The 24,097-nt window shown below is 54.8% G+C and carries 26 protein-coding genes and 1 tRNA gene; 12 read left to right on the top strand and 15 right to left on the bottom strand.

What is annotated here, in order from left to right:
• Positions 1-20: 20 nt before the first annotated feature.
• A complete protein-coding gene (locus tag WBY09_RS00960; RefSeq protein WP_336231816.1) occupies positions 21-1,511 on the top strand; it encodes a methyl-accepting chemotaxis protein in 1,491 nt (496 codons plus the stop codon).
• Between the two features lie 214 nt (positions 1,512-1,725).
• The gene (locus WBY09_RS00955) at positions 1,726-2,478 is read left to right on the top strand and encodes an MBL fold metallo-hydrolase (protein WP_008888937.1); all 753 of its coding nucleotides are present in this window, start codon (positions 1,726-1,728) and stop codon (positions 2,476-2,478) included.
• 87 nt (positions 2,479-2,565) lie between these two features.
• On the opposite strand, the gene WBY09_RS00950 is transcribed toward WBY09_RS00955, so the two are convergent.
• The 6 genes from WBY09_RS00950 to WBY09_RS00925 all read right to left on the bottom strand — a co-directional run bounded on the left by WBY09_RS00950 (position 2,566) and on the right by WBY09_RS00925 (position 7,743).
• Positions 2,566-2,832: a DUF1150 family protein gene (locus WBY09_RS00950; protein ID WP_008888938.1), complete on the bottom strand. Its 267-nt coding sequence runs from the start codon at positions 2,830-2,832 to the stop codon at positions 2,566-2,568.
• 16 nt (positions 2,833-2,848) lie between these two features.
• A complete protein-coding gene (locus tag WBY09_RS00945; RefSeq protein ID WP_040822570.1) occupies positions 2,849-3,346 on the bottom strand; it encodes an Hsp20 family protein in 498 nt (165 codons plus the stop codon).
• A gap of 444 nt (positions 3,347-3,790) precedes the next feature.
• Complete coding sequence (locus WBY09_RS00940; RefSeq protein WP_336231815.1) at positions 3,791-5,461, bottom strand: adenylate/guanylate cyclase domain-containing protein; 1,671 nt, start codon at positions 5,459-5,461, stop codon at positions 3,791-3,793.
• Between the two features lie 223 nt (positions 5,462-5,684).
• Complete coding sequence (locus WBY09_RS00935; protein ID WP_336231814.1) at positions 5,685-6,410, bottom strand: type 1 glutamine amidotransferase; 726 nt, start codon at positions 6,408-6,410, stop codon at positions 5,685-5,687.
• Positions 6,411-6,883: 473 nt separating this feature from the next.
• Positions 6,884-7,309 (bottom strand): DUF6691 family protein, encoded by a 426-nt coding sequence (locus WBY09_RS00930; protein ID WP_063085999.1) that lies wholly within the window; start codon positions 7,307-7,309, stop codon positions 6,884-6,886.
• Complete coding sequence (locus tag WBY09_RS00925) at positions 7,309-7,743, bottom strand: YeeE/YedE family protein (protein WP_286791337.1); 435 nt, start codon at positions 7,741-7,743, stop codon at positions 7,309-7,311. The genes WBY09_RS00930 and WBY09_RS00925 overlap by 1 nt, the downstream gene beginning before the upstream one ends.
• A gap of 309 nt (positions 7,744-8,052) precedes the next feature.
• On the opposite strand from WBY09_RS00925, the gene WBY09_RS00920 reads away from it, so the two are divergent.
• The gene (locus WBY09_RS00920; protein ID WP_064780332.1) at positions 8,053-9,027 is read left to right on the top strand and encodes a class I SAM-dependent DNA methyltransferase; all 975 of its coding nucleotides are present in this window, start codon (positions 8,053-8,055) and stop codon (positions 9,025-9,027) included.
• A gap of 74 nt (positions 9,028-9,101) precedes the next feature.
• Here WBY09_RS00920 and WBY09_RS00915 read toward each other — a convergent pair whose 3' ends face one another.
• The 4 genes from WBY09_RS00915 to WBY09_RS00900 form a co-directional block, all read right to left on the bottom strand.
• Positions 9,102-10,016: a 50S ribosomal protein L11 methyltransferase gene (locus WBY09_RS00915; RefSeq protein WP_286791336.1), complete on the bottom strand. Its 915-nt coding sequence runs from the start codon at positions 10,014-10,016 to the stop codon at positions 9,102-9,104.
• Entirely contained in the window at positions 10,001-10,339 is a 339-nt protein-coding gene (locus tag WBY09_RS00910) for a hypothetical protein (protein WP_286791335.1), read from the bottom strand. The genes WBY09_RS00915 and WBY09_RS00910 overlap by 16 nt, the downstream gene beginning before the upstream one ends.
• Positions 10,340-10,541: 202 nt before the next feature.
• Positions 10,542-10,760: a hypothetical protein gene (locus tag WBY09_RS00905; RefSeq protein WP_008888946.1), complete on the bottom strand. Its 219-nt coding sequence runs from the start codon at positions 10,758-10,760 to the stop codon at positions 10,542-10,544.
• Positions 10,761-11,372: 612 nt separating this feature from the next.
• Positions 11,373-12,161 (bottom strand): class II aldolase/adducin family protein, encoded by a 789-nt coding sequence (locus tag WBY09_RS00900; protein WP_336231813.1) that lies wholly within the window; start codon positions 12,159-12,161, stop codon positions 11,373-11,375.
• Between the two features lie 163 nt (positions 12,162-12,324).
• Here WBY09_RS00900 and WBY09_RS00895 point away from each other — a divergent pair, with 163 nt between their 5' ends.
• The 3 genes from WBY09_RS00895 (at position 12,325) to WBY09_RS00885 (ending at position 15,217) form a co-directional block, all read left to right on the top strand.
• Positions 12,325-13,281 (top strand): NAD(P)-dependent oxidoreductase, encoded by a 957-nt coding sequence (locus WBY09_RS00895; protein ID WP_286791333.1) that lies wholly within the window; start codon positions 12,325-12,327, stop codon positions 13,279-13,281.
• A gap of 71 nt (positions 13,282-13,352) precedes the next feature.
• A complete protein-coding gene (locus WBY09_RS00890) occupies positions 13,353-14,051 on the top strand; it encodes a TetR family transcriptional regulator C-terminal domain-containing protein (RefSeq protein WP_286791332.1) in 699 nt (232 codons plus the stop codon).
• Entirely contained in the window at positions 14,048-15,217 is a 1,170-nt protein-coding gene (locus WBY09_RS00885; RefSeq protein ID WP_286791331.1) for a pyridoxal phosphate-dependent aminotransferase, read from the top strand. Before WBY09_RS00890 ends, WBY09_RS00885 begins: the two co-directional genes overlap by 4 nt.
• Before the next feature lie 21 nt (positions 15,218-15,238).
• Here the strand turns inward: WBY09_RS00885 and WBY09_RS00880 are convergent, their stop codons facing one another.
• From WBY09_RS00880 to WBY09_RS00860, 5 genes are all read right to left on the bottom strand, one after another.
• Positions 15,239-15,703, bottom strand: a complete 465-nt coding sequence (locus tag WBY09_RS00880; protein WP_286791330.1) for a YtoQ family protein — start codon at positions 15,701-15,703, stop codon at positions 15,239-15,241.
• A gap of 111 nt (positions 15,704-15,814) precedes the next feature.
• Complete coding sequence (locus WBY09_RS00875; RefSeq protein WP_336231812.1) at positions 15,815-16,237, bottom strand: hypothetical protein; 423 nt, start codon at positions 16,235-16,237, stop codon at positions 15,815-15,817.
• 72 nt (positions 16,238-16,309) lie between these two features.
• Positions 16,310-16,651 (bottom strand): hypothetical protein, encoded by a 342-nt coding sequence (locus tag WBY09_RS00870; RefSeq protein WP_286791328.1) that lies wholly within the window; start codon positions 16,649-16,651, stop codon positions 16,310-16,312.
• A 411-nt stretch (positions 16,652-17,062) separates the two neighbouring features.
• Positions 17,063-17,138 (bottom strand) — tRNA-Ala (locus WBY09_RS00865).
• A 96-nt stretch (positions 17,139-17,234) separates the two neighbouring features.
• Entirely contained in the window at positions 17,235-17,540 is a 306-nt protein-coding gene (locus WBY09_RS00860; RefSeq protein ID WP_008888952.1) for an FYDLN acid domain-containing protein, read from the bottom strand.
• Positions 17,541-17,900: 360 nt separating this feature from the next.
• Between WBY09_RS00860 and aroA the strand changes: the two genes are divergently transcribed.
• From aroA to WBY09_RS00830, 6 genes are all read left to right on the top strand, one after another.
• Positions 17,901-19,244 carry a 3-phosphoshikimate 1-carboxyvinyltransferase gene (gene aroA, locus WBY09_RS00855; protein ID WP_336231811.1) on the top strand — a complete coding sequence of 448 codons (1,344 nt, stop codon included), beginning with the start codon at positions 17,901-17,903 and terminating at the stop codon, positions 19,242-19,244.
• 74 nt (positions 19,245-19,318) lie between these two features.
• Positions 19,319-19,963 carry a (d)CMP kinase gene (gene cmk / locus WBY09_RS00850; RefSeq protein ID WP_063085978.1) on the top strand — a complete coding sequence of 215 codons (645 nt, stop codon included), beginning with the start codon at positions 19,319-19,321 and terminating at the stop codon, positions 19,961-19,963.
• A gap of 232 nt (positions 19,964-20,195) precedes the next feature.
• Positions 20,196-21,899, top strand: a complete 1,704-nt coding sequence (rpsA, locus tag WBY09_RS00845) for a 30S ribosomal protein S1 (protein ID WP_008888955.1) — start codon at positions 20,196-20,198, stop codon at positions 21,897-21,899.
• A 356-nt stretch (positions 21,900-22,255) separates the two neighbouring features.
• Entirely contained in the window at positions 22,256-23,179 is a 924-nt protein-coding gene (gene sppA, locus WBY09_RS00840) for a signal peptide peptidase SppA (protein WP_008888956.1), read from the top strand.
• Between the two features lie 71 nt (positions 23,180-23,250).
• Positions 23,251-23,526 (top strand): integration host factor subunit beta, encoded by a 276-nt coding sequence (gene ihfB / locus WBY09_RS00835; protein WP_008888957.1) that lies wholly within the window; start codon positions 23,251-23,253, stop codon positions 23,524-23,526.
• Positions 23,527-23,749: 223 nt separating this feature from the next.
• Positions 23,750-24,058, top strand: coding sequence for a LapA family protein (locus WBY09_RS00830; protein WP_008888958.1), 309 nt, complete (start codon positions 23,750-23,752; stop codon positions 24,056-24,058).
• Positions 24,059-24,097 lie beyond the last annotated feature (39 nt).

Below are 24,097 nucleotides of genomic sequence, written 5' to 3'. Positions count from 1 at the left end.
TTTACGCAAAGGGTATAAAAGTGGGTATTGGATTTTTTAAGGGTGAGTCCGAGGCGCGTAATGAACAACAAGTCACCGCTGCGCTCGGTCGCTCAATGGCACGCATCGAATTCAACGCGGAAGGCAAGATCCTCTCGCTGAATGAAAACTTCGAAAGGACGATGGGCTACAAGGCCAGCGATCTTATCGGCAAACATCACTCATTGTTTGTCCCCGAAGAGCTTATCAGTTCGGCAGATTACAAAAATTTCTGGAAGAGACTGGCGTCAGGCGAGTTTCTGACCGGGGCCTTCCCGCGCAAACGTCGTGACGGATCGTTGATTTGGCTTGAAGCCACTTACAACCCGATCCTCGACGCGAAAGGCAATGTGACCAAAGTCGTGAAGTTTGCGACCGACATTACCGAACGTCGTAACGAACGTGCGTTGCTGCAAAGCGTGTTTGATGCGATCAGCACCTCGCAGGCGGTAATCGAGTTCAATCTGGATGGCACGATTCTGACTGCCAATGAGAACTTCCTGTCTGTGCTGGGCTACAGCCTTGATGAAATCAAGGGCAAGCATCACAGCATGTTCTTGCCGGAAGATCAGAAAAATTCGTCAGAGTACCGGGCTTTCTGGCAAAGCCTGAACCAGGGAAAATTCCAGGCCGGTCAGTTCGCCCGTGTGGGCAAGAATGGCAAGCAAGTCTGGATCGAAGCGACCTATAACCCGGTGCTTGATGCTGTTGGCAAACCGATCAAGGTGATCAAGTTTGCCACCGATATCACCGAAAAAACCAAGCTTCTGATTGACCTTAAAAAAATGATCGACGGTAACTTTACCGAGATCGACAACAATATCACCGAGCTCAACACGCGCACGGTTCAAAGCGTTGATGCGTCGACCAATACGATGGAACTGACCCGTAACGTTGCGGCCAGCACCGAACAGATGGCCGCCTCTATTGCCGAGATTTCCCAAAGCATGGCCCAGTCACAGGGCGCAACCGAACGCGCCTACGAGCAGACCAACACCGCCAACGAAATGACCCAGCGCATGACAGGCGTGGTCGATGAGATGGGTAATATCGTTGAAGTCATTCGCAACATTGCCGGTCAGATCAACCTGTTGGCGCTGAACGCGACGATTGAAAGTGCCCGTGCGGGTGAAGCTGGCAAAGGGTTTGCCGTTGTTGCCAACGAGGTCAAGAACCTTGCCAATCAGGCGGCACGTGCCACCGAAGACATCACCCAGGAAATTACCGGTATTCAGGAAATTTCCGCCGAGGTCGCCGGTGCTTTGGAGACCATCCGTGGTTCGGTTGAAACCGTTCGTGACGATGTCACCAACATCTCTTCGGCGGTGACAGAGCAAACGGCGGTGACCGAAAATGTCAGCACCAGCGTGCGCGACATGGCCCGGTCTGTCGAAAACATGTCAGATAACCTTGCTGCCATTCGCACGACGACCGATACGGTCGCATCCTCTGTACAGCGCACGCGCGAAGCGGCCGAAGTGCTGACGCGCTAATCAAGGCCGATTTCTTCGATCGAAAGCTGCCATTGAAAGGGCGGAGCCAAACGGCTCCGCCCTTTTGTCATGGAATATGACAGTTTGAAGATGATCAAGGTATCCTGCGGGGAACCACTTGCCTTAAGCAGGGGGAAGTCACAAGAATGTCGGCTTGAGACACTTGGAGCTGATATACTCCGGGCTTGCAGGGGAAATACGGGGCGATAAGGAAATGAACAGCGATCATCTGCGCATTGATGTTCTTGGTGTGGGCGAGGCCTTCGATCCGAACTTTGAAAATTCGTCGGTCGTGGTGTCTGCGGGCGATTTTCGTCTCTTGATCGATTGCGGGGCAACGGTGGCCGGGCGGCTGATGGCCAAGTTTCCCGATCCCGACGCGATTGATGCGATCTATTTCACCCACATGCATCCCGATCATGTTTTCGGTCTTGTGCCGGTCATGCTGAACTGGCGCGATGATGGCCGTTCAAAGCCGTTGCGCATTCTGTGCAGCCCGCAATTGCGCACTCATCTTGAAAAACTGATGGAGCTCGGCTTTACCGGGCTTGGGTCGGCCTGGCCGTTTACCATCATCTGGCATTCGATTGCCGAGACAAATTCAATCGGTCCGTTTGAATGCCGTTTCGCGCGGTCCGATCACAGCGTGCAGAATCACGCGATCCTGCTGCGCTACGCGGACAAGGGATTTGCCTATTCCGGTGATGGCAACGTAACAGCAGAAACCGCCGCCCTGTTTACGGGCGCGGATCTGGTGTTTCAGGAAACCTATCTGATCAAGCATGACCCGCAACATGCGGCCCACTGTGATCTGGAAACGGTTTTGAAACTGGCCTCTGATATGCCCGGCGCGCGATTCTGGCTTTATCACGTCAAACGCAATGTCCGTGCGGAAATGGCCCAGATGATCAGGGGCAATGAACAGGTCCGTATCGCGGCACCCGGCGAAGTGATTGAAATCCGCTGAGTGGACCAGTGTTCCCGGAACCGAAGGCAAAACAAAAATGCCCGGCACAAGGCCGGGCATTCGGGCATACAGGAATGCATTTCCTGATTAGTGAACCGCGCGTGGCTCCATGTCGTGCTGGCGGATGGCAGCATCCGCGACGGCATGGTTTTCGAACGACGCGATATGGGTACCGTCGGCGGTGAAGACGCCATAGACCAGTTCGTCACTGTCGTTCTCTGTATTGGGAACCGGACGCACATAGGCAAAATCATGAATACCCAACAGGGCGAAATCACCGTTTGACAGAAGACCGGTATCCTGGCCGATCCGCTGATCACTTTCGGTATCGTGGTTATTTGTTCGATTTGTCATTTGAACCACTCCTTGGTTAGGCTTTGCCGTCTATTTGATCAGCATTGCTATCCTCGTCCTCGACATTCATGTCGATGGTTTTTGACGGCACAGCTTTTTTCTTGTTCGAGCCAATCGCGATTTCACGGACGACCGGTTCCGGCAAGGGTCTGTTCAGGTCAACATGCAGCAGACCATTATCCAGATGCGCACCGACGACTTCGATGCCTTCGGCAAGGACGAAGGAGCGCTGGAACTGTCGCGACGCAATGCCACGATGGATATAAACACGTTCGCTGTCATCATCGGTATGTTTGCCGCGAATGATCAGCTGGTTGTCTTCAGTGGTTACCGACAGGTCTTCCTCGGCAAATCCGGCAACTGCGACAGTGATTCGCAGTTTGTTTTCACCAATCTGTTCGATGTTATAGGGCGGATAGCCCTCGGCCTTGGTTTTCGAGACCTGATCAAGAACGCGTTCGATCTGGTCAAAACCCAAAAGCAACGGGCTGTTGAACATTGAAATTCGTGACATTTGCAGCACCTCCTCCATCAGAGCGAGTGTGGTTGTTTTCAGATCCCACGCATCCTGCGTTTCGGGCATCTAATTGTTCGACCCGAGGCATTCGGCACCGAACGTTTCATCTAGGGTCTGAACCCACTTGAATGCTTGAAATGGTCGCGAGGCATTTGTGCGGATATCAGGAGCTTTACCGCAGAAAGGCTTACTGCCTTTCAAGGTGAAGCGACGCAATAGCCCGTGCAAATGCCTCCGATCCGAAGGACATCAGAAGAATCTGCGACCTGCTTCGTCAATCTCCTTGCGCGGGGATCACCCCGCGCTGCGGCGATTTTCTTGCATCTCTTGATTCTTATGATGCCATTTTAAACATTCAAGTGGGTTCAGACCCTGACTAAATAAATGTGGTTTTCCCGCCAATAGTCAAGCCTTGCCTGCGGCACAGACATAAGACATCGACTAATTCTTGGTTTGTGTCAGATCTGGCATCGTTTCAAGCGCATAATAGGCAACCGACTGATCCTTACCGCGGAGCGCAACCTCGTGCATCACGGCGTTTTCCGGCAAGGGAATCGGCCCGTGATCAAACAGCGTCTTGGAAATCACCAATGGCACGCCGTGTCCCTTGGTCTGGGCTTCAAGGCGGGCGGTCGTGTTGATCGTATCGCCGATTGCACTGATGTTTTCCCGGCCGGGCGGGCCCATTTCCCCAACGATTGCCTTGCCCATATGGATGCCAATTCCAATGCGCAACGCATGTGGAAGTTCCGATTTAAGATGCAGGTTAAGGCCTTCAATCCGGCGCAGCATCTCGGCGGCTCCCTCAAAGGCCTGCAGGATGGTGCGTTCGGTGTCATCACTTTCATGGCCATAAAGCGCCATCAGGCCATCGCCGGTAAACTGGGCGTAATAACCACCTGTGCCGCGCAATGCCTCGGTCATCTCGGCAAAGAACTGGTTGAGTATGAAAAGCACGTCATAGGGCATCTTGCTTTCGCCAAGCTTGGTCGAATCGCGCAAATCGATAAAGATGCAAACAACCTGTCTTTCACTGCCCGAAAGTCCGCCGGGACGTCGTCCGTCACGCGCGGTGGCGTTGGGCGGCAAAAGGGGGGCGACCGCCAGATCATTATGCGGTCTGATCTGACAGGCAAGGCGCATGCCCTTGGGGGCCTGAATGCTTTTGAGTGCCGCGGCCTCGATATCGCCGGGAGGGGCAAGGTGATCACTGCCTGATCCGCAGTGGATCCTGCATGTCGTGCAGCGCCCGTGCCCGCCACAAACCGATGCCATCGGAACGCCGGCATCGCGCAGCGCCTCAAGCGCTGTGGCACCGGGCGGTACACGCACGAAACGCCCGTTGGGCAGGCTTAACATCGGGCCGCGCTTTACCCGATCAAAGGTCTGTCGGATCTGGCGCACACCAAAAGGTGCCAGCGCAAGGGCGATACTCAGGATCGTGAAGGGCAAAATCGCGTTTTCATAGAAGGTGATGGCGTCCTGATTGACATTGGCGGCATCAATCACCCCAAACACATATTTGCGTCCGCCTTCCTCTGCGCGGCGGATCACCTCGGCCGCCGCGGCCGAATAACCGGCAAGCGAAAGTGTCGGGATCAGAATTGCCAGCGTGCCAAGCGTATTGCGCCATTTCGGATAGAACGGTTTGACCCGCAGCCAGAAATGAATGCCGATGCAGCCATGCGCCCAGACAACAATGACCGTGATCGCCTGCAAGATACCCTGATGCGGAATGAACACGGCCAGATCCAGAAGAACGCGCTCAAACGGTGAATCAACATCAAAGCCCAGATCGATAACCCGGGTCGCGATGATATGCCTAAACAGCAGGAACGGGATGCACAGGCCAAGGATCATCTGTGCCCATTCCGATTTGCGCAGGCGCAAGGTGCGGCGGCTGGTCAGGCGTGCGGTTGCCAACAAAAAGTGCGTTATCAGTGACAACACCAACAGGATCTCAAGCGGTGGAAACTGCCAGACTTCCGTGATGTATTCCCCGGCTTTTTCCATCAGTTCCGGTGAAACGATGCCTGCCGTATGGTTCAGCAAATGCGTCAGCACATAGGCAAACATGGTCAGGCCGGAATACAGCCGCAGATTCTGGATCATCGCTTCGGGTGCCTATTGTTCATTTGCGCGGTCTCTCGGTGGTCCAAACTTGAACGTCGACATTCTGCGGTCGATCACATCATTTTGGTGCGTCCATGGTTGAACAGGATCATGCAACACCTTTGGTTGATAAAGTGTTTTGCAACTTCAGGCACGAAAAAAGCCACCGGATTTCCGGTGGCTTTCTGTAATTTGGTGCGTGATGTCGATATGATCTGAGGCCTTAGGCCGCGGACTTGATACGCTTCCGGGTCATGAACTTCACGAGCGAGCGCGCGAAATCAACACTCGTGATCGGTGTTTCAAGTGACTGCATGGCAGCTTCATGCACATCATCGGGGATCAGGTCATAACGGGCCTGCAAAAGGGCGGTCTCGTATGGTTTCATGAACTCCGGATGCGGCTGGATCGAGGCTGCATTATCGCCATATTGCAAACCGGCATAGGGGCAGAAGTCGGAACTTGCCCAGACAGTCGCACCCTTTGGTGGCTCAACCACCTGATCCTGATGGAAGGCATTGATGCGGATCTTTGCCGGGCTGTCTGACAGCCAGTCGCTGTTGCGTGCATCAACCGCGTATTCATGTACGCCCACACCCCAACCCTTGTCGGATTTGATGACCTTGCCGCCAAGTGCTGTTGCCAGAATCTGATGACCAAAGCAGATACCAAAGACCGGCTGACCGGCAGAAACCGCATCGCGCAGGAAGTCCTGCAGGCGGATCATCCACGGCAAGTTTTCATAAACGCCATGTTTGGACCCCATGATCACCCAGCCGTCAGCATCGCGGATTGAATCCGGAAAAACGTCTTCCAGAACGGTCCAGGTTTCAAACTCCAGACCCGGATCCACGTCGCCAAGCAGCTTTTCGAGCATGCCGGGGTAGGAGGCGAAATCGTCGCGAAGTTCTTCCGGGGCGAATCCGGTCTCAAGAATGCCGATCTTCATGCAAAAACCTTTATGGACGTCAATGTGGCGCTAAGGGTCAAAACTCATTCACATGATCGCCCCGGTCGCCCGGATTTGCGCGGATATGCGGAGCAAAATCACAGGAAGATATGCATCTTTCAAGATTTTACGACAAAATAGCCCGTGCAAATCCGGGTGATCCGAAGGACAACTGATATGAGAGAAAGCCTCGTCGTCAAATCCCTTGACCGGGGATCACCCCGCTCTGCGGCATTTTCCTAGCTTTTTCTCTCATATCAGTTGCCGGGCCGGTCATGTGAATGGGTTTTGACCCCTAGCTGAGTTATGGGATTTTAACGCCAAAGACAAGCCCGGTGCTGCGAGATTTTAGTCAAATTTTGACCGGAAATGCGAAACCGCCCGGCGTAAAGCACGGGCGGTTGCAAAACCTGCGGCCAGCGTCTGGGGGATCAAACCGGCCGCAGATTATTGGGTTCAGGCATCGGCCGGGTTTACTTGTTAAGACCCATGGCACGCGCGCCGCCCATGCCGGCAATCATCGCGACCACAAAAATAATTGTGTCTGTATGGCCGAAGGCCAGTGCACTAAGGGCCGGACCCGGGCAATACCCAACCAGTCCCCAACCGGTACCAAACAACAGGCCGCCAACAACCAGTTTGGTGGTGATGGCACGGTTGGTCGGCAGGCTCATCTCGCCGCCACAGACCGCCTCGGTCCGGTTCTTTGCAAACTGGAAGATTGGAATGGCAACCGCCAGCCCACCGCCCATCACAAACGCAAGGCTCGGATCCCAACCCCCATCGGCAATCGCCCAGATATCAAGAAAGCCCAGAACCTTTTGCGGGTCGATCATGCCCGAAATGTAAAGCCCAAAGCCGAAAATCGTGCCGCAAATCAGGGAAACAATTATCCGCATCACATGCCTCCCATCAGATGGCGGGTGACAAGAACCGTGACAAAGCCCGCTGCCATAAACGACAGGGTCGCAACCAGCGATCGCAGTGAAAACCGCGACAGGCCGCAAATGCCATGACCACTGGTGCAACCTCTGCCAATCGTGGTGCCAAGACCAACCAGAAGACCGGCAACGATGATGACCGGTAATGAGCTTGTCACAACACTCTGGGCTTCGATCTCGGTTGCGTTCATCAGGATGAACGGACCAACAATCAGCCCGATGATAAAGGCCAGCCGTTCAAAAACAGCAGAACCACCCTTGGTCGGGGTCAACAAACCGCCAAGAATGCCGCTGATCCCGGCAATGCGCCCATTGAGCAAAAGATAAAGGCCAGAGGCCAGACCAATAAGTCCACCGCCAATCAGGGCGGAAATCGGAGTGAAGTTTTCCATCATTCAATCCATCAAAATCAGAATTTATATTAATGTATGATAATTAATTGATTTTATCAATGGGTCAGTGGAAATTTGTGCCAAATTTCTTTGTAGAAACTGTTGCTAAAAACGAAGCAGACGTACCCGGATGCGCCCAACTATTGGTCAAGATACTGTTTGCATTGGTGTCCGATTCCACAAAACAGATAAGCAATTGATTTTTCGATATTTTATCTATCTTGCAAAACACCGAAAATAGGAAGATATAGCAGTATCTTTGGTTGTGGTTTCGGCGTGTTGCCCAAACCCCCTTTTCGGATTTCATGCATGAGCAAAGATCGTCTGTCCGCCAGTCGGCGTCTTGATGTCGCATTGGCGCTGGTATCACAGGGTGACTACACCGCTGCGATTGACGTGGCGCGTGCCGCATTGGCCGCTGATAGTGACTGGGACGAAGCCCATTTTACGCTGGGCGATATTTATGAACGTGCCGGTGAAACCGAAAACGCCGTTGAGGCTTTCCGTCAATATCTGATGCTTGATCCCAAGGATCGCATGGGGGCAGAGGTCCGCCTGACATTGCTTGGTGCGGCTGCCCTGCGTGATCGCTTGCCGCCCGATTATGTGCGGGCCCTGTTTGACGATTACGCTCCACGGTTTGAAATCAGCCTGCGTGATCGATTGGCCTATCGCGGACCGGAACTTTTGTTCGAAGCCATCCGGACTCATCTACCGGAAATGTTGCGTCCGATGGATGTGCTTGATCTTGGCTGTGGTACCGGGCTTGTGGGCGAAGTGTTCGCTGGTCATGTTGACGCGATTGATGGCATCGACCTGTCGCCGCGCATGATCAACCGTGCGCGCGCCAAGGGGCTTTATCGCACGCTGGTCGCGGGCGATATCACCGATATGCCCGCCGATATCGGAACGGATTACAGCGTTGTCATCGCGGCGGACGTTCTGAACTATCTTGGCGATCTGGTACCTGCGCTCCGCGCCGCCCATGACCGGATGAAGCCCGGCGGGTTGCTGGTATTCACGCTCGAGCACGGCGATAACTTCCCGTTCGATCTCGGTCCCGGGCAACGCTTCCGCCATCACCAGCGCGCGATCAGCGAATGGCTGGTCGAGTGTGGTTTTAATGTTCTGTCAGACACTTTGGGTGTTCTGCGTCAGGAAAAGGGCAATCCGGTCGAAGGTCGGGTCATCGTCGCACGTGCAAGTGATGCACTGGCGCTGATGGCGGGCGATCTGATCATTCCGGGCGATCCCGATCAGGCATCGGGTCAAACCCTTCACTGACCTGCAGTTGTGAACTGCTTAATCCAAAGCACCCCGTAGCCTGTGGCTGCGGGGTGTTTTTGTTTGGTATTGCTCTAGACCGGTGTGCCGCGAATGACCGCCACCTCGTGATAAAGCGGCACATTCGGATCATCATTGATCATTTCTTGGGCCTTGGTGGCCGAAAGCGGCTGTTTTCCTTCCGGGTCGCCATAGAATTTGCAGACAAGCTGCTTTTCATATTCGGTCCCGTTCAGTGCCTTTTCCAGTGACACGAAAAACGAAATATCCGTTCCTGAATGTTGCAGAACGATCTTTGACGCGATCTTTTCGGGTTTGTAGCCATTGGCCTCAAAGCATTCGCAAATAATCTCGGTGCCAATGCGGCAACCAAAATTCATCACCAGTTCGGCCTTTGGCGCGTGTTCGCGAATTCGGCGCATAAGCGCCTCGTTCAGGCCAAGCCCGACCGAGTTGTAGGGGTACTGGTCAAACAGGCTCCAGGGATAATAATGCGCGATATGGTCTTCGGCCTCGTCACCGGCCCCTTCGGCCAGTTCGATGGACTGGGCTTCGCGAAAGGCTGTCAGGCGTTCATCACTGGGCTCGCCGACCTGTGGAATGCAGGCAATCACCACATCGGTCATTGCGATTTTTTCGTGTGCCTCATCGGTATCGACAAGACTGACACTGCCGTGAACAGGTTCGAAATGTTTGGCATGTTCGGGGGAAAGGATTTTGATGTTGCGCTCTGCCAGAACGACAAGGCGGGGGTCAAGGTCGCTGCCATAAACGCGTTTGGCGCCGCAGCTTTGCAAGATAAAGGCGACATTGATGCCAGTACCAACACCGACTTCGTAAACGGTTTTGCCGTTCAGATCAGCGCGCGCCAAGCCTTCCTGGAATGTTTGTGTCCAGGGATCATCGGGATCAAAGGCAAAATCTGGTGTTTCGGGATCACTGGCGTATGGGCTGGATGTGTCGCTGCTCTCTTCTAAAGCATGTTGCATTTAATCTGCTCCATTATGTTTGTTTTTGGCGTGCCGTTTGGCAAGGCACAGCGTGCAGAGCGATGCGGCGCATCGGTCAAACGGTGTAACGCCGCGAAACGCCGCCAAAAACAAACCCTTCGGGCCGGGATAACCTTCCGCCCCGCAGCGTAAAGACCCTTGAACGTAGCCCCGCTACGTCCTGCGGCCCCTTCCTCGCCGGACAGATGGTTATCTCCGGCAAAATGGGGCAGATTAAATGCAACATGCTTTAGCATAATGCTTCCTGTTTTCTTGCGCATCAGCCGGTCGCGGAACCCTGCAGGCATGGCAAAAAGCGCCATAGAATCCGGTGACAAGGCAACCGGATGGAATTGGCGCGACAAGCCCGCATAAACGGTACCGGGATCGACAAGCCAGTGCCGATGCGCAGCGTTTTATCTTATTCTTGACGCGGTCAGGTGAGCGCGACGTGACGCCATACAGGCATCATGAACGGGAAGATTGCCGGCAATGGCACCGGCATGGGCAGGGCAAAAGCGCCCCTCAGTTTACGGCGGCAAACTGTTTTGCGTCGCTGGCCAACTGAACGTCTTGGGCAAGCGGGCCAAGCGAAACTGCCAGACTTTCACAATTGCAGTCCGCGCCGACCAGAACATTGAGTGGGGATGTGCTGTCTTCACGGCCCACCAACGCCTGCATGATCCGCAGAAGGGTTGGTGCCGGGGACAAACCGTTGCAATCAATTGTGTTCGATACTTGCATGTCGTCTTCTCCTTGTCTGGCAAGCAGGAGCTTCGGCACACCGCCGGGGACGGTTAAGGATGCCGCAGCATGACGTGTTCCCGATGCCCGACAAGATCTGCGGGCAACCTGATAGAAACACTCTCGACCTTTGCGCGATCCCAGCATCAAGCCACCACGCGGTGGCATCATCGGAATGACAGAAGGCCCGATCCAAAGACCCGTTCTGTCAGCTGGGCGGTCATAAGGGTCAACTTTTGCAATCAACCCGTTTTGGTCATCAAACTCGTTTCGCATCGCGACTGTCGCGCATCAGCACAAGTTATGATTTTCAATGCGTTGGGATTGGGTGCGCCATCAAAGTGGCTTTCTCCGAACCCCGACCAAAACACACCGGAAAATTCTCCGGCCCGACCTTGTTGAATTCAATCGTAGCAGTCGGCAGATGGGTGTCAAGGAAGGATTTGATTATCTTTTACGCAATAAGTCGAACAGATTAAATTTTAATCACAAATGTCCCTCTTTCCCGCCCAGGGATTTGAGCAGGCTGGAGGATGGCTCCAGAAATATGAAAACCAGCAAGTATTTACCGCGCTTGCGAAGGGGCGGAATGCGCGCTTCTGGCGTGATGTCCTAATCGCGGAAACCGGGGTCCAGACGGTCGGCAAGGCGCATTTGCGCCTCCCACTCCAGGGCAACATCACCGTCGTCATAGGCCATCTGGCTGAACTGTTCGGAAACGCGTTTTATCACCGCATCATCAATCTGCCGAAGCGGTCTTCCCATCGCCAGGGTAGACTCCTGAATCTCGCACGCCCGGTTCAGATAAAACATGTTTGAAAACATCTGCCCGGCGGTTGCCCCCACGGTCAAAAGACCATGATTGCGCAGGATCAGCGCGATGTTGGCGCCAAGCGCTTCAACGATTCTTTCGCGTTCCTCAAGATCAAGCGCGATGCCCTCATAGTCGTGATAGCCGATTTGGCCATAATACTGCAGGGCGATCTGATTAAGCGGCATCAAACCTTCTTCAAGGCAGGAGACGGCAAATCCCGACCGTGTGTGGGTGTGCATCACCCAGGCCGCATCATGGCGACCGATATGCACGGCACTGTGAATGGTAAAGCCTGCCGGGTTCACCCGATAGGGGCTGTCCGCAACCTTGTTGCCGTCGACATCGATCTTCACCAGCGAAGAGGCGGTAATTTCCTCCCACATCAGCCCATAGGGGTTGATCAGAAAATGCCCCGGTTCACCCGGTACCCGGGCCGAAATATGGGTATAGATCGTGTCGGTCATTCTGTAATGGGCCGCCAGCCGGTAACAGGCGGCTAGTTCGATGCGGCACTGCTTTTCGCCGTCGCTGATTTGTGGATCACTCATGACGCTGGTCTCGGCGTCCTTCTGTGTCGCGATATGCATGCCGACCTCCATTGATCTGATCAAACGGCTTTACTCTTTGATATACACTTGTTTAACTGAGGATGAAACCAAAGCGCAAATTTTCTTGGGCAGGCACCCGCAATTTGGGTGCGTCAACAGGGATCAGGCGCGCAGAAGAAGATGATGTAAGGGGCTTTGACTGATGGCGGTGGCAGAACCGATTTACGGTGTTCTTCTCAGCGATGCGATGGATCTCAAAAGCTATTATTCGCTTGATTTTGGCGATGCGGCGCCCGATGTCCGCCTGCTTGACCCCGATGAAGTCACCAACCCCGACCTTATCCGTTTTGCGGTGTGCTGGCTGCCGGGCCCGGCGGCGTTTTCGCCTTATCCCAATATTGAAATGGCGATGTCGGTCGGGGCCGGCGTCGATGCTTTGCTGAAACATCCGGGCTTGAGCGATGACGTCGCAATCTGTCGGGTCCGCGACCCCAATCAGGCGGACCTGATGGCGGGTTATGCAGTGCATGAAGTTGTCCATATCGAACGCGGCTTTGCCAGTATGCAGCAAAGTCAGGGCAGCGCCGAATGGGCCCCGCCTGCGATCCGGCCGCCGCGTGATCTCAAGGTTGCCGTGCTTGGTCATGGCTCCATGGGGGCATCGGTTGTCAAGGCCTTGGCTGCCTGTGGATTTAGTGTTTCGGTTGCCTGCCGCCGCGATCCTGCGGATCCCGTCGAAGGCGTGTGCTATTTCACCGGTGACGACTCGGTTCTGCAATCTGTGGCTGGTCAGGATGTGGTGATCAATGTCCTGCCCCTGACGGCCAAGACCGAGAATATCCTCAATGCAGCGCTGTTTTCAAAACTGGCCAAGGGCGCCTGGCTGATTCAGATCGGACGTGGCGAACATCTGGACGAGGATGACTTTACTGCCGCCCTCGATCGTGGGCAGCTCAGCGGCGCGACCCTTGATGTGTTTCGCACCGAACCGTTGCCGTCCGATCATCCGTTCTGGGCGGATCCGCGCCTGCGTATCACCCCGCATATCGCCAGTGATACAACGCCACGCATTGTTGCCGAACAAGCCCTGCAATCAGCCCGTGAACTGCATGCAGGCAAACCGCTCAGTCTTGCTGTCAGCCGCGGCCAAGGCTACTGAGCGGACGGCTCAGCATACCCACATCCGATTGTACGCTTGAAACCCGATCAAAATTATTCAATTGTATAACAATGAGCCGAAAAACATTTCAACGCCTGTCGCTTGATGTCCGCCGTCGCAGTTTGATCGAGGCGACATTGACCTGCATTGCCCGTGACGGGCTGCATGGGGCATCGGTGCGCCGGATCACTGAAGAAGCCGGGGTGACCGTCGGGCTGGTGCGCCATTATTTCGGCAGCAAGGATGACATGATCCGCAATGCCTATGCCTATCTGGTCGGCCAGCTGACGGCACAGGCCAGTGAAAGCGCACGCGCCACCGAAGGCACGCCAGAGGCCAAGTTGGCAAGCTTCCTGCGCGCCAACCTGACCAAGCCCAACATGGACGAAGAAACCGTCTCGCTTTGGGCGACCTTCATCGGCCGGGTACGTCATGATCCCGACTTTGCCGAAATTCACCGGGATGGCTATCGCGAGTTTCTCAATGTCCTGGAAACGCTGATCGAGCCGGTCCTGATCACCCATGGCTGCCCGCACAGAGTGGCGATTTGCCGCAACCATGCGATTGCACTCAATGGCCTGATTGATGGGCTTTGGATGGAAGGGGCACTGAATTCCGGCCTTTACGCCCAGGATATCCTGCCTGATCTGATCACAGGTGCCGCCGAACGCTTGCTTGAATTGCCCACCGGTGCGTTGTCCGCACCCGATATTGCCCTTCAATCGGCACGCCACCGTGCACACCCCGAACAACAAAGTAAGCCGTCATGAGATATGCCGAGATTACCAACCGTCTTGCCGAACTGGGCGGGGCCAAATGGGCCGTTCACAACACCGCCCGTGATCGCGAGGCCCAAGGTACGAAAATCATCGAACTGACAATTGGCGAACCTGACATTCCCGTCGACCCGGCCCTGATCGACGCTTGCGAGGCCTCCATGCGGCGTGGCCGCACCCATTATTCCAATGGTCGGGGCGAGGTCGGGTTGCTTGATGCGCTGGTCGAAAAATACAAACCCGTCTGGCCGGATGTTACGCCGGAAAACATCCTTTGTTTCCCCGGTACGCAGACCGCCCTTTATACTGTGATGACGGCGCTGGTGGATGCCGGGCAAGGCGTGCTGGTCGGTGATCCCTATTATGCGACCTATGCCGGGGTAATCCGAGCATCCGGTGCGGAATTGCAATCCGTCCCGTTATCGATTGAGCACGGCTTTATCATGCAGCCGGGTGATCTGCGTGCTGCGATCACCAAGGACAGCCGTGTGTTGCTGCTCAATACGCCGCACAATCCATCTGGCGCGCTTCTGGATCGCGCAACACTGGTCGAACTTGGCAAGATCGCCATCGAACATGATCTGTGGATTGTCTGTGACGAGGTCTATGAGGATCTGGTGTTTGAAGGCACTTTTGCCTCCCCGCTTGAAATCGAAGAGCTGCGTGATCGCACCATCGTCACATCCTCGATCTCGAAAACCTTTGCCGCCACCGGCTTTCGCAGTGGCTGGGCCGTTGGCCCCGAGGAACTCTGTACCAAGGTCCTGCCGATTTCCGAAACCATCCTGTTTGGCAATCAGCCCTTCATCGCCGATGCGACCGAGGTCGCCCTGCGTGGCAATTTCGATACGGCGGCGCGCATGTGCAAAAGCTATGCGGCACGCGTTGACATGATCGAAACGGAACTTGCCGGATGCGATGTGCTTAAACCGGGCAAGGTATCCGGCGGCATGTTTGCCATGATTGATGTCGGTGCCACTGGCATGAACGGCGAAGAATTCGCCTGGGCGCTTTTGGATGATCAAAACGTTGCCGTCATGCCCGGCGCATCCTTTGGCGAAAACGCCAAGAACCTGATCCGTGTGGCGCTGACCGTGCCAGACGAAGAACTCCGCGAAGCCATCAAACGCATCCGGGCCTTTGCCGAGAAGTCGGCGTAAAGGCTCGGCCTTGGGCGTTTGTTATGCCTTGGGCATATCACCCCGGATGATATAGGCCAGTGCCGCAACCACCTGTTCGGGTTCGCGCGCCACACCATTGGCCGCGCCATCGACTTCCTTAAGCGCGTGATCATGCTCGGCGGGATGAAGCGTGATGTATGGAATGCCAAGGGCGGCCGCGTAACCGGCATCAAAGGCCGCGTTCCACTGCTTGTATTTCTCGCCAAAGCGAATGACGGCAAGGTCGGACTGTGACAGGAGGGTCTTGGTGCGCATGGCATTGAGCTGCGCGCCTTTGCGGTCATGCCAAAACTTGTTTTCTTCAGCACCGAAAACGGCAACGCCACAATCATCAGAATCTTCATGCACGGTGATGGGGGCAACCAGCTCGACCGGAAGGCCGGCTTCTTTGACGCCAGTTTCAATGCGCTCGCGCCAGTCACTGTGAATTTCGCCCGACAAATAAACGGTCCAAACCTTGCTCATGGTCTTCTCCCAGTTGGATTTGCTGGGCGGCAGTCTTCAGGGATGGGTAGGGCGATGTCAAGCATGCCCGTTGACGAAACGCGGGGGTTTGGGGGCAAGGCCCCCATGGGTTTAGAACGCGACGCCGGGGTCTTTCGTGATTTTCAATTCGAGAGGGATACGGAATTTGAGGCGTTGTTCAGATGCGTTGCTATGGCTGGCCGTGCCACTCGCACCTCCTCCAATGTTCACACCGACGACTTGCAAGGAAGCCTTGGCGCCAACATCACCTGCCTTAGCAGCGCTAACGGTCACCGCGACATCGAAGTCGAGCATGGTCGCGTAACGGAATTTTTTGTTGCGAGCGAGGTCCGGGGTGTTTTCATCAGTCAGACCCAAATAGATCAGACCAGCAGACTTAAGTACTTCAACAGGCGGGTTGTCGTTAGACAGAGTTGGATTTGCCGTGGCTTTGTCGGTCTTTTTCTCAAATGCCTCAAGACCCTCAACAATTTCGGTCAGCGATTGTTCGATGAAGTCTTTCAGGGATGTCATGGTTGCTTGAGCTCCTCGTTGTGCGGGCATAGTCGGGTAAGCGGTCAAAGCCAACTGTGCTGGGTTTGGGTGTCAGAGTTTCAAGGGAATACGAAACTTTGTGCGGCTCACAGTTTCGGCGCGGTTTTCGGCATCTACACCCGCGCCAATGCTAAGGACCTTAATGTCAATTCTTGCACCGGCATCGGCACTGGTCGTGTCCTCGGCTGTGACGGCAACGTCGAAATCGACGTTGATCGCATAACTGCGGCCAAGGTGCATGTAGCCGGCTCGTTGAATTGCCTGATTGACGTCCGGATTACGTTGATCTTGAGCAGGCGCAGCAATGTTGTCTCCAGCTTCCTCATTGAACGACTGCACTGCGCGATGGATGTCGCGAAATGTCTGGAGGATGAACTCGTCAAGGTTTGCCATGTTTCCATTTTCCAAGGTCAGGGTGTGGGATGAATCAACCTTAACGACTTTGTGGATGGGTTTCATCTACTCGCGAGTATAGGCGGCTTGCGTCGAAAATTCTCATTCAAACACGCGGTTATTTCGCTTTTCGGGTCTCGGGGGCGGTTTTTGTATCACCGTACGTTCTGAAACACTCGGTAATTTCATGGCGGGCAATGGCCGGACATTCGATCGATCAGATTTCGGATATGACCGCGACAACACGGGAAACTGTGACGCGGGTGTATCGGAAATGGTCGCCGGAATATCTGTCTTCGCTGGCCGAAACACTGGCGCCGGGGGCGGATATCGTCAGCATGTTCACGAAACCGGCAAATTGAGCACGCCCGGAAACAACAAAACCCGTCGCCAAAGGCAACGGGTTTTGAATGGTGGAGCCGATCAGGATCGAACTGACGACCTCTACAATGCCATTGTAGCGCTCTCCCAACTGAGCTACGGCCCCACTTTGTCCGCGACGCAGTCTGCATGGCAGGCTCTGCGGCGCGGCGCATATTTAGAAGGTTCGCCAAATGTTGGCAAGACCCTTTTTCAAAATTTCTTAGCGATCGTCGTCGTCTGATTCGACATGCTCATAGACTTCGCCAAGATCATCATCATCTTCGCCAAGATCAGAAGCATCTTCAAGAATATCATCGTCGATATCGGTATCGACATCATCGTCAAGATCGGTGACGTCATCGACGTCTTCGTCTTCTTCCGGTGCCGGTTTTGCAACCGCGGATTTCTTGACCTTTGTCACCCCGTCCGGCGTTTTGCATTTCGGGCAGACAACCGGGGTACGATTCAGGTCGTAATACTTGGTACCACAGGCGAGGCAGTGACGTTTCTTACCGCGTGCTGACATTACGGCAAATCCTCTTAATTACCGTTATCAATTAAGAAAAAGACTTTGTGTCGCAAAAGCGCAGCAAGGCTACGCAAAGCGTCTTGTCCGAAAGGCCCAATTGCCATCTTGCGAGCACCTTGTCAAAAGGAAATTGCGCGTTTTTCCCTTTGGCAGGGCGATGGGACAAATCTGCCGCACATTCGTGCAATTTCCTACACCGAATTTCGGGTTCGATACTGGTGCCTGCCAACCGCTTGTGCTAGAGCATTGGTCCCCTGATTGAAAGGCCCGCGCGCGCCTGAAAACATGGCCGCAGCGCAGTGCATTTTCAATCAGCCTTTTGTTGATGATAAAACAGTGACTGGCAGGTACGAGCCCATGAGTTCTTCGCAAACCAAACGTCCGCTTTCCTCGGCCAAGGCCGGGCCGCTTTCGGGCGATATCCGGGTTCCGGGTGACAAGTCTATTTCTCATCGCTCCCTGATGTTTGGTGGTTTGGCAATCGGTACAACCAAGGTTACCGGCCTTCTGGAAGGCGAAGACGTTCTGGCAACGGCGGACGCCATGCGCAAACTGGGTGCGACCGTCACCCGCGATGAAGATGGCACCTGGCATGTCACCGGTGTTGGTGTCGGCGCACTTCGTGAACCTGATAGCGTGATTGACATGGGCAATGCCGGCACCGGCATTCGCCTGATGGCGGGCATCGTTGCCACCCATCCGATCACGACGTTCTTCACCGGCGACGCGTCACTCTGCAAACGTCCGATGGGCCGTGTTGCCGATCCATTGTCCGAATTTGGCGCGCAATTCATCACCCGTGATCGCGGTCGCCCGCCGATGGCGGTGATTGGCACCGACGAAGCCAAACCGGTGACCTATACCCTGCCGATGGCATCGGCCCAGGTGAAGTCGGCGGTGATGTTGGCCGGGTTGAACACGACGGGCACCACCACGGTGATCGAACCCAAACCATCGCGTGATCATACCGAACGCATGCTGCGCCACTTCGGGGTCGAGGTCGATGTGAAGGTCAATGACGATGGCGGCCGCACGGTCAGTCTGACCGGCCCGGTCGAAATGAAGGCCGCCGATATTGTTGTGCCGACCGATCCAAGTTCGGCCGCCTTCCCGATGGTGGCGGCCCTGATCAATCCGGATTCCCACGTCACCATTCGTGATGTTTGCCTGAACCCGCTGCGCACGGGCCTGATCATCACCCTGATTGAAATGGGCGGTGACATCACGATCACCAACGAGCGCGAAGAAGCCGGGGAAACCATCGGCGATCTGGTGGTGACCGGCAAGAACCGCCTTAAGGGCATTGTTGTCCCGGCTGAACGTGCACCTTCGATGATTGATGAATACCCGGTTCTGGCTGTGGCTGCGGCCTATGCCGAGGGTGAAACGCGCATGTGTGATCTTGAAGAGCTGCGCGTGAAGGAATCGGATCGTCTGGCGGCGGTGGCGGCTGGTCTTGAAGCCAATGGCGTCATTCATCGCATCGAAGGCGATGATCTGATTGTCACTGGCGGTGTGGTGCCAGGCGGTGGCATGGTGGAAACCCATCTTGATCATCGCATTGCGATGTCGTTCCTGGTTTTGGGGCTTGGCGCGGAAAAGCCGGTTGCGGTCGATGATGCAAACCCGATTGCCACGAGCTTCCCGAACTTTGAAACCCTGATGGCGGATATGGGCGCGAAATTTGCGCTGCATTCCTGATCGGGCCCACCAATATATAAGTCACCATTCGGGACTTATGGATGCACCAGATATAATCACAGGGAGAGACGCATATGATCATCGCCATTGATGGGCCGGCCGCGTCCGGCAAGGGGACCTTGGCACGTCGAGTCGCAGAAGCAATGGACTATGCCTATCTCGATACCGGCCTGCTGTATCGTGCCACCGGTGCGAAAGTTCTGGCCGAAAATGGCGACCCTGCTGATGAAGCCGCCGCCGTGGCCGCGGCCGAAAATCTGAGCGCATCCGATCTCGAAGGTGAGGCCCTTCGCAGCGAGGAAGTCGGGACCGCTGCCTCAAAAGTTGCAGCAATTCCAAGGGTTCGCGAGGTGTTGCTTGATTTTCAGCGCACTCTTGCCACCACCCCGCCGGGCGGTAAACGCGGTGCGGTTTTGGATGGTCGTGACATCGGAACGGTCGTCTGTCCGGAAGCACCGATCAAGTTTTATCTAACAGCCAGTGTCGAAGAACGTGCAAACCGTCGGTTCAAACAGTTGCAGGAAAAAAATCCCGCTGCTATATACGAGCGCGTTCTTAAAGAGCTTGAAGAACGGGATGCCCGAGACAGTGCTCGCGATGTCGCACCGCTCAAGATGGCAGATGACGCAATCCATATTGATACGGACCGTCTGAATGCCAACGCAGTGTTCGATGCCGTCATGGCACATATCCATACCCATATGGGTGCGGATGACTGATCAAAAGGCGTTTTAACCGTCAGGCGTTGAACGATCCCGAGGTACCGGTCCTTTGGCCTGTTCCTAAGGTGAACGACTTGTGCGTTCACCTTTTCGTGTATGGAAGGTTCGCCTTCACATGCGTTCGGGTTTGAACACTGAATGACAAATCGCCGCGATTTTGCGGCAAAGACCACCGGACACAACCGGTTGGCCAGAATATAGTGACGATACTCGAAAGGAAGTCTGGTTTATGACCACCGCTGAAGAAGCACAATTCTCGACTGGCGAAGATTTTGCCGCCCTGCTGGCTGAAACCCTTGGTTCTGAAGACGAAGGTTTTGTTGGCCGCGTAATGACCGGTTCGGTCGTTAAAAAAACTGACGATGATGCCATCGTCGATGTCGGCCTGAAATCCGAAGGCCGCGTTCCGCTTAAAGAATTTGGCGCAGGCGAAGTAAACATTGGCGATACCGTTGATGTTTATGTCGACCGCTATGAAAACAAGGATGGCCTGATCGTCCTGTCGCGCGAAAAAGCGCGCCGCGAAGAAGCTTGGGTTGAACTGGAAAAACAGTTCTCCGAAGGCAAACGCGTCGACGGCACCATCTTTGGTCGTGTTAAAGGCGGCTTCACCGTTGACCTGTCGGGCGCAGTTGCGTTCCTTCCGGGTTCCCAGGTTGATATCCGTCCGGTTCGTGACGTCACCCCGCTGATGAACAACCCGCAGCCGTTCCAGATCCTGAAAATGGATCGTTCGCGCGGCAACATCGTTGTTTCGCGTCGTGCCGTTCTCGAAGAGACCCGTGCAGAACAGCGTGCTGAACTGATCCAGAACCTTCAGGAAGGTCAGATCCTTGACGGCGTCGTCAAAAACATCACCGATTACGGCGCGTTCGTCGATCTTGGTGGCGTTGATGGCCTGCTGCACGTTACCGACATTGCTTGGAAACGTATCAACCATCCGTCCGAAGCGCTCCAGATCGGCCAGACTGTTAAAGTCCAGGTTATCCGCTTCAACAGCGAAACCCAGCGTATCTCGCTTGGCATGAAGCAGCTTGAAGCTGATCCGTGGGAAGGCGTCGAAGCCAAATACCCGGTCGGTTCGAAATTCGAAGGTCGTGTCACCAACATCACCGATTACGGCGCATTCGTCGAACTCGAAGCTGGTGTCGAAGGCCTGGTCCACGTTTCCGAAATGTCCTGGACCAAGAAAAACATCCACCCGGGCAAAATCGTTTCGACCTCGCAGGAAGTCGAAGTCATGGTGCTCGACGTCGATGCCCAGAAACGCCGTATCTCGCTTGGTCTCAAGCAGTGCACCTCGAACCCGTGGGATGCCTTCCTGGCAGCTCATCCGGTCGAGTCCGAGATCGAAGGCGAAGTCAAGAACATCACCGAATTCGGTCTGTTCATTGGCCTCATGGGCGGTATCGACGGTATGGCTCACCTCTCGGACCTGTCATGGGACCGCGCTGGTGAAGAAGTCATCAAAGAATACAAAAAAGGCGACATCGTCAAAGCCAAGGTTCTTGACGTTGACGTTGAAAAAGAACGCATCTCGCTCGGCATCAAACAGCTGTCTGGTGATCCGTTCAAAGACGCCGTTGTCGGCATCAAACGTGGCGACGCTGTAACCTGTGAAGTTACCGAAGTTAACGACGGTGGCATCGAGGTTTCGGTTGGCGACACCGAACTCAAAGGCTTCATCCGTAAAGCTGAGCTGGCGCGTGAGCGTTCTGAACAGCGTCCGGAACGCTTTGCAGTTGGTGAAAAAGTCGACGCACGCGTTACTGCAATCGACTCCAAAACCCGCAAGGTTTCCCTCTCTGTCAAAGCTCTTGAAGTTGCTGACGAGAAGAAAGCAATGGCGGATTACGGTTCGGCAGACAGCGGCGCATCGCTCGGCGACATCCTCGGCGAAGCTCTGCGCAAGAAACAGGAAGGCGGCGAATAAGCCACCCTCCGACGAATACGCTCTGCAACCTTGCAGAACGAAAAGACGGGTCGCGCAGTGCGCGGCCCGTTTTCTTTTGTCCGGATTCTAGATCTGGCAAATTGATGCGCGGTGGATGGCCGATATATCCGCCCAATGTCCGGCAGACCTTCAAAGGACGCCAAATTGTATATCATCTGCTTTTTGGGGCTGAATTTTAGCCCGACTCTGCCGATATCGGCATTTTTCGCGAAAATTTTGATTTTAAACGCTTTTTGTTCTTGCCTTCCGGGTCGATAAAAACCATTTGAAGAGACGGGTTTGAGCGATCACACTCGTCTAAGTATTTGATTGAACAATTGGAAACGGACACGCCGATGGCACTTGATGCCGATATCCTGCTGGATCGACGCCGCTTGAAAAAATCCATCTTTCGCTGGCGTGTGGTGGCGGTGATTGCCGTGATCGCGGTGATCGTGATCGGCTTGTCTGGCACGGGTGTTAAGGACAGTGTTCTGGGCGGACTGGGTCCGCGCATTGTTGAAGTCACCATCGAAGGTGTAATCACCGAAGACCCCTATCTCCTTGATGCGCTCAGCGCGATTGAAGAAGACAGCGACGTTGTCGGCGTGATTGTCCATATCAACAGCCCGGGCGGCACCATGGTTGGTGGCGAAACGCTGTTTGAGGCGCTGCGCCGTATTGGCGAAACCCGGCCAATCGTTGCCGAGATGGGGACTGTTGCGGCGTCCGGCGGTTACATGACCGCGATTGCCGCCGACCACATCATTGCCCGCCGTGGAACGATCACCGGCTCGATCGGGGTGATTTTCCAGTCGATGAATTTCAATGGAACGCTTGAAAAGCTTGGTGTTGAACCGCTGACGGTAAAAAGCGGTCCGCTGAAAGCTGCACCCAATCCGTTCGAACCTGTTGATGATGTTGCAAAATCGGCCATGCAGGGCCTGATTTCGGACATGTTTGACGTGTTTGTTGAAATGGTTGCGACCCGCCGCGATATGTCGGTCGAAACAGTTACGACTCTTGCCGATGGCCGCGTCTATACCGGACAGCAGGCTGTTGCCAACGGATTGATTGACGAAATTGGAGGCCGTCGTGAAGCCTTGCGCTGGCTCGAAGAGGAAGCCGGTATCACGACGGATGCACAGGTAGTGCCGCTTGAAATCGAATACCCGGAAGACGATTTGATGAGTGCTGTTCTCGAGGGAAGCCTTGGAAAAGTGCTGTCATCTGAGGGGCTTAAACTTGACGGTTTGCTGACGGTCTGGCAACCTGAGTGAGAGCTTCTTTAAGACATAATCTAATCCGTGGTTGAGTGAGACTGTCAGCACCAACAGGATGGGGCCTGGAAATGACAAAATCTGAATTGATTGCCCGCCTTGCGGAGATGAACCCGCATCTCTATCAGCGCGACGTTGAGCGGATTGTCGCCACGATCTTTGACGAGATCACAGACGCGCTTGCGCGCGGCGACCGGGTCGAGCTTCGCGGCTTTGGCGCATTTTCCGTAAAACAGCGTGAGGCCCGCGTCGGCCGTAACCCGCGTACCGGGGATGCGGTTCCTGTCGGTGAGAAAAAGGTTCCCTATTTCAAAACCGGCAAACAGCTTCGCGAACGTTTGAACTGATTCCTGCCTGATTTGTTTTGACCGGCAATCGGGCCTGCGCCACCCGCAACCCGCCCGATACGACCAGCATGCAACACACAAAAACTGTGTGACCGTTGCCATGGCTTTTGTCCGGTTCTTGCCCCATACTGATCAGAATATTGATCAAACGAGACCTGCTGCCGGGTTTTGAACCATCCTGTTTTCGGGGGGGGGGACAGCCACCGGCACAAGGAGCTAGGTAATGCGCTTCCTTTACTGGATTATTTCCATCCCGCTTGCCGTATTGATTGCGGTGTTTGCAGTTTCCAACCGGGCATTGGTCACGATTTCGCTTTGGCCCTTGCCGTTTGAAATCGACCTGCCGCTGTTCCTGCCGATCATGGTTGCGTTGTTGATCGGACTTGGGATCGGCTTTGCCTTTGAATGGTTGCTGCAAGGCAAGCACCGCCGTGCCGCACGGCGCATGGATAGCGAACTCAAGCGCATCAAGACGGATGACACCACGCCATCCACCCCAAATACCGATCAAAAGGCCATCGGCCAAAGCTGATCAAGTCAAAGGGCTCCGTTTCGGGGCCCTTTTGCTTTT

The organism is Thalassospira sp. CH_XMU1458 (genome assembly GCF_037027205.1).
Taxonomy (GTDB): Bacteria; Pseudomonadota; Alphaproteobacteria; order Rhodospirillales; family Thalassospiraceae; genus Thalassospira; species Thalassospira tepidiphila.
Note: the sequence above shows the minus strand (reverse complement) of the source record. Positions and strands in the feature narration are given on the sequence as shown.

Coding starts and splice junctions, on each gene's coding strand:
- WBY09_RS00955 (WP_008888937.1), top strand. CDS start 1,726: ATGAACAGCGATCATCTGCGCATTGATGTTCTTGGTGTGGGCGAGGCC.
- WBY09_RS00950 (WP_008888938.1), bottom strand. CDS start 2,832: ATGACAAATCGAACAAATAACCACGATACCGAAAGTGATCAGCGGATC.
- WBY09_RS00945 (WP_040822570.1), bottom strand. CDS start 3,346: ATGTCACGAATTTCAATGTTCAACAGCCCGTTGCTTTTGGGTTTTGAC.
- WBY09_RS00940 (WP_336231815.1), bottom strand. CDS start 5,461: ATGATCCAGAATCTGCGGCTGTATTCCGGCCTGACCATGTTTGCCTAT.
- WBY09_RS00935 (WP_336231814.1), bottom strand. CDS start 6,410: ATGAAGATCGGCATTCTTGAGACCGGATTCGCCCCGGAAGAACTTCGC.
- WBY09_RS00930 (WP_063085999.1), bottom strand. CDS start 7,309: ATGCGGATAATTGTTTCCCTGATTTGCGGCACGATTTTCGGCTTTGGG.
- WBY09_RS00925 (WP_286791337.1), bottom strand. CDS start 7,743: ATGGAAAACTTCACTCCGATTTCCGCCCTGATTGGCGGTGGACTTATT.
- WBY09_RS00920 (WP_064780332.1), top strand. CDS start 8,053: ATGAGCAAAGATCGTCTGTCCGCCAGTCGGCGTCTTGATGTCGCATTG.
- WBY09_RS00915 (WP_286791336.1), bottom strand. CDS start 10,016: ATGCAACATGCTTTAGAAGAGAGCAGCGACACATCCAGCCCATACGCC.
- WBY09_RS00910 (WP_286791335.1), bottom strand. CDS start 10,339: ATGGCGCTTTTTGCCATGCCTGCAGGGTTCCGCGACCGGCTGATGCGC.
- WBY09_RS00905 (WP_008888946.1), bottom strand. CDS start 10,760: ATGCAAGTATCGAACACAATTGATTGCAACGGTTTGTCCCCGGCACCA.
- WBY09_RS00900 (WP_336231813.1), bottom strand. CDS start 12,161: ATGCATATCGCGACACAGAAGGACGCCGAGACCAGCGTCATGAGTGAT.
- WBY09_RS00895 (WP_286791333.1), top strand. CDS start 12,325: ATGGCGGTGGCAGAACCGATTTACGGTGTTCTTCTCAGCGATGCGATG.
- WBY09_RS00890 (WP_286791332.1), top strand. CDS start 13,353: ATGAGCCGAAAAACATTTCAACGCCTGTCGCTTGATGTCCGCCGTCGC.
- WBY09_RS00885 (WP_286791331.1), top strand. CDS start 14,048: ATGAGATATGCCGAGATTACCAACCGTCTTGCCGAACTGGGCGGGGCC.
- WBY09_RS00880 (WP_286791330.1), bottom strand. CDS start 15,703: ATGAGCAAGGTTTGGACCGTTTATTTGTCGGGCGAAATTCACAGTGAC.
- WBY09_RS00875 (WP_336231812.1), bottom strand. CDS start 16,237: ATGACATCCCTGAAAGACTTCATCGAACAATCGCTGACCGAAATTGTT.
- WBY09_RS00870 (WP_286791328.1), bottom strand. CDS start 16,651: ATGGCAAACCTTGACGAGTTCATCCTCCAGACATTTCGCGACATCCAT.
- WBY09_RS00860 (WP_008888952.1), bottom strand. CDS start 17,540: ATGTCAGCACGCGGTAAGAAACGTCACTGCCTCGCCTGTGGTACCAAG.
- aroA (WP_336231811.1), top strand. CDS start 17,901: ATGAGTTCTTCGCAAACCAAACGTCCGCTTTCCTCGGCCAAGGCCGGG.
- cmk (WP_063085978.1), top strand. CDS start 19,319: ATGATCATCGCCATTGATGGGCCGGCCGCGTCCGGCAAGGGGACCTTG.
- rpsA (WP_008888955.1), top strand. CDS start 20,196: ATGACCACCGCTGAAGAAGCACAATTCTCGACTGGCGAAGATTTTGCC.
- sppA (WP_008888956.1), top strand. CDS start 22,256: ATGGCACTTGATGCCGATATCCTGCTGGATCGACGCCGCTTGAAAAAA.
- ihfB (WP_008888957.1), top strand. CDS start 23,251: ATGACAAAATCTGAATTGATTGCCCGCCTTGCGGAGATGAACCCGCAT.
- WBY09_RS00830 (WP_008888958.1), top strand. CDS start 23,750: ATGCGCTTCCTTTACTGGATTATTTCCATCCCGCTTGCCGTATTGATT.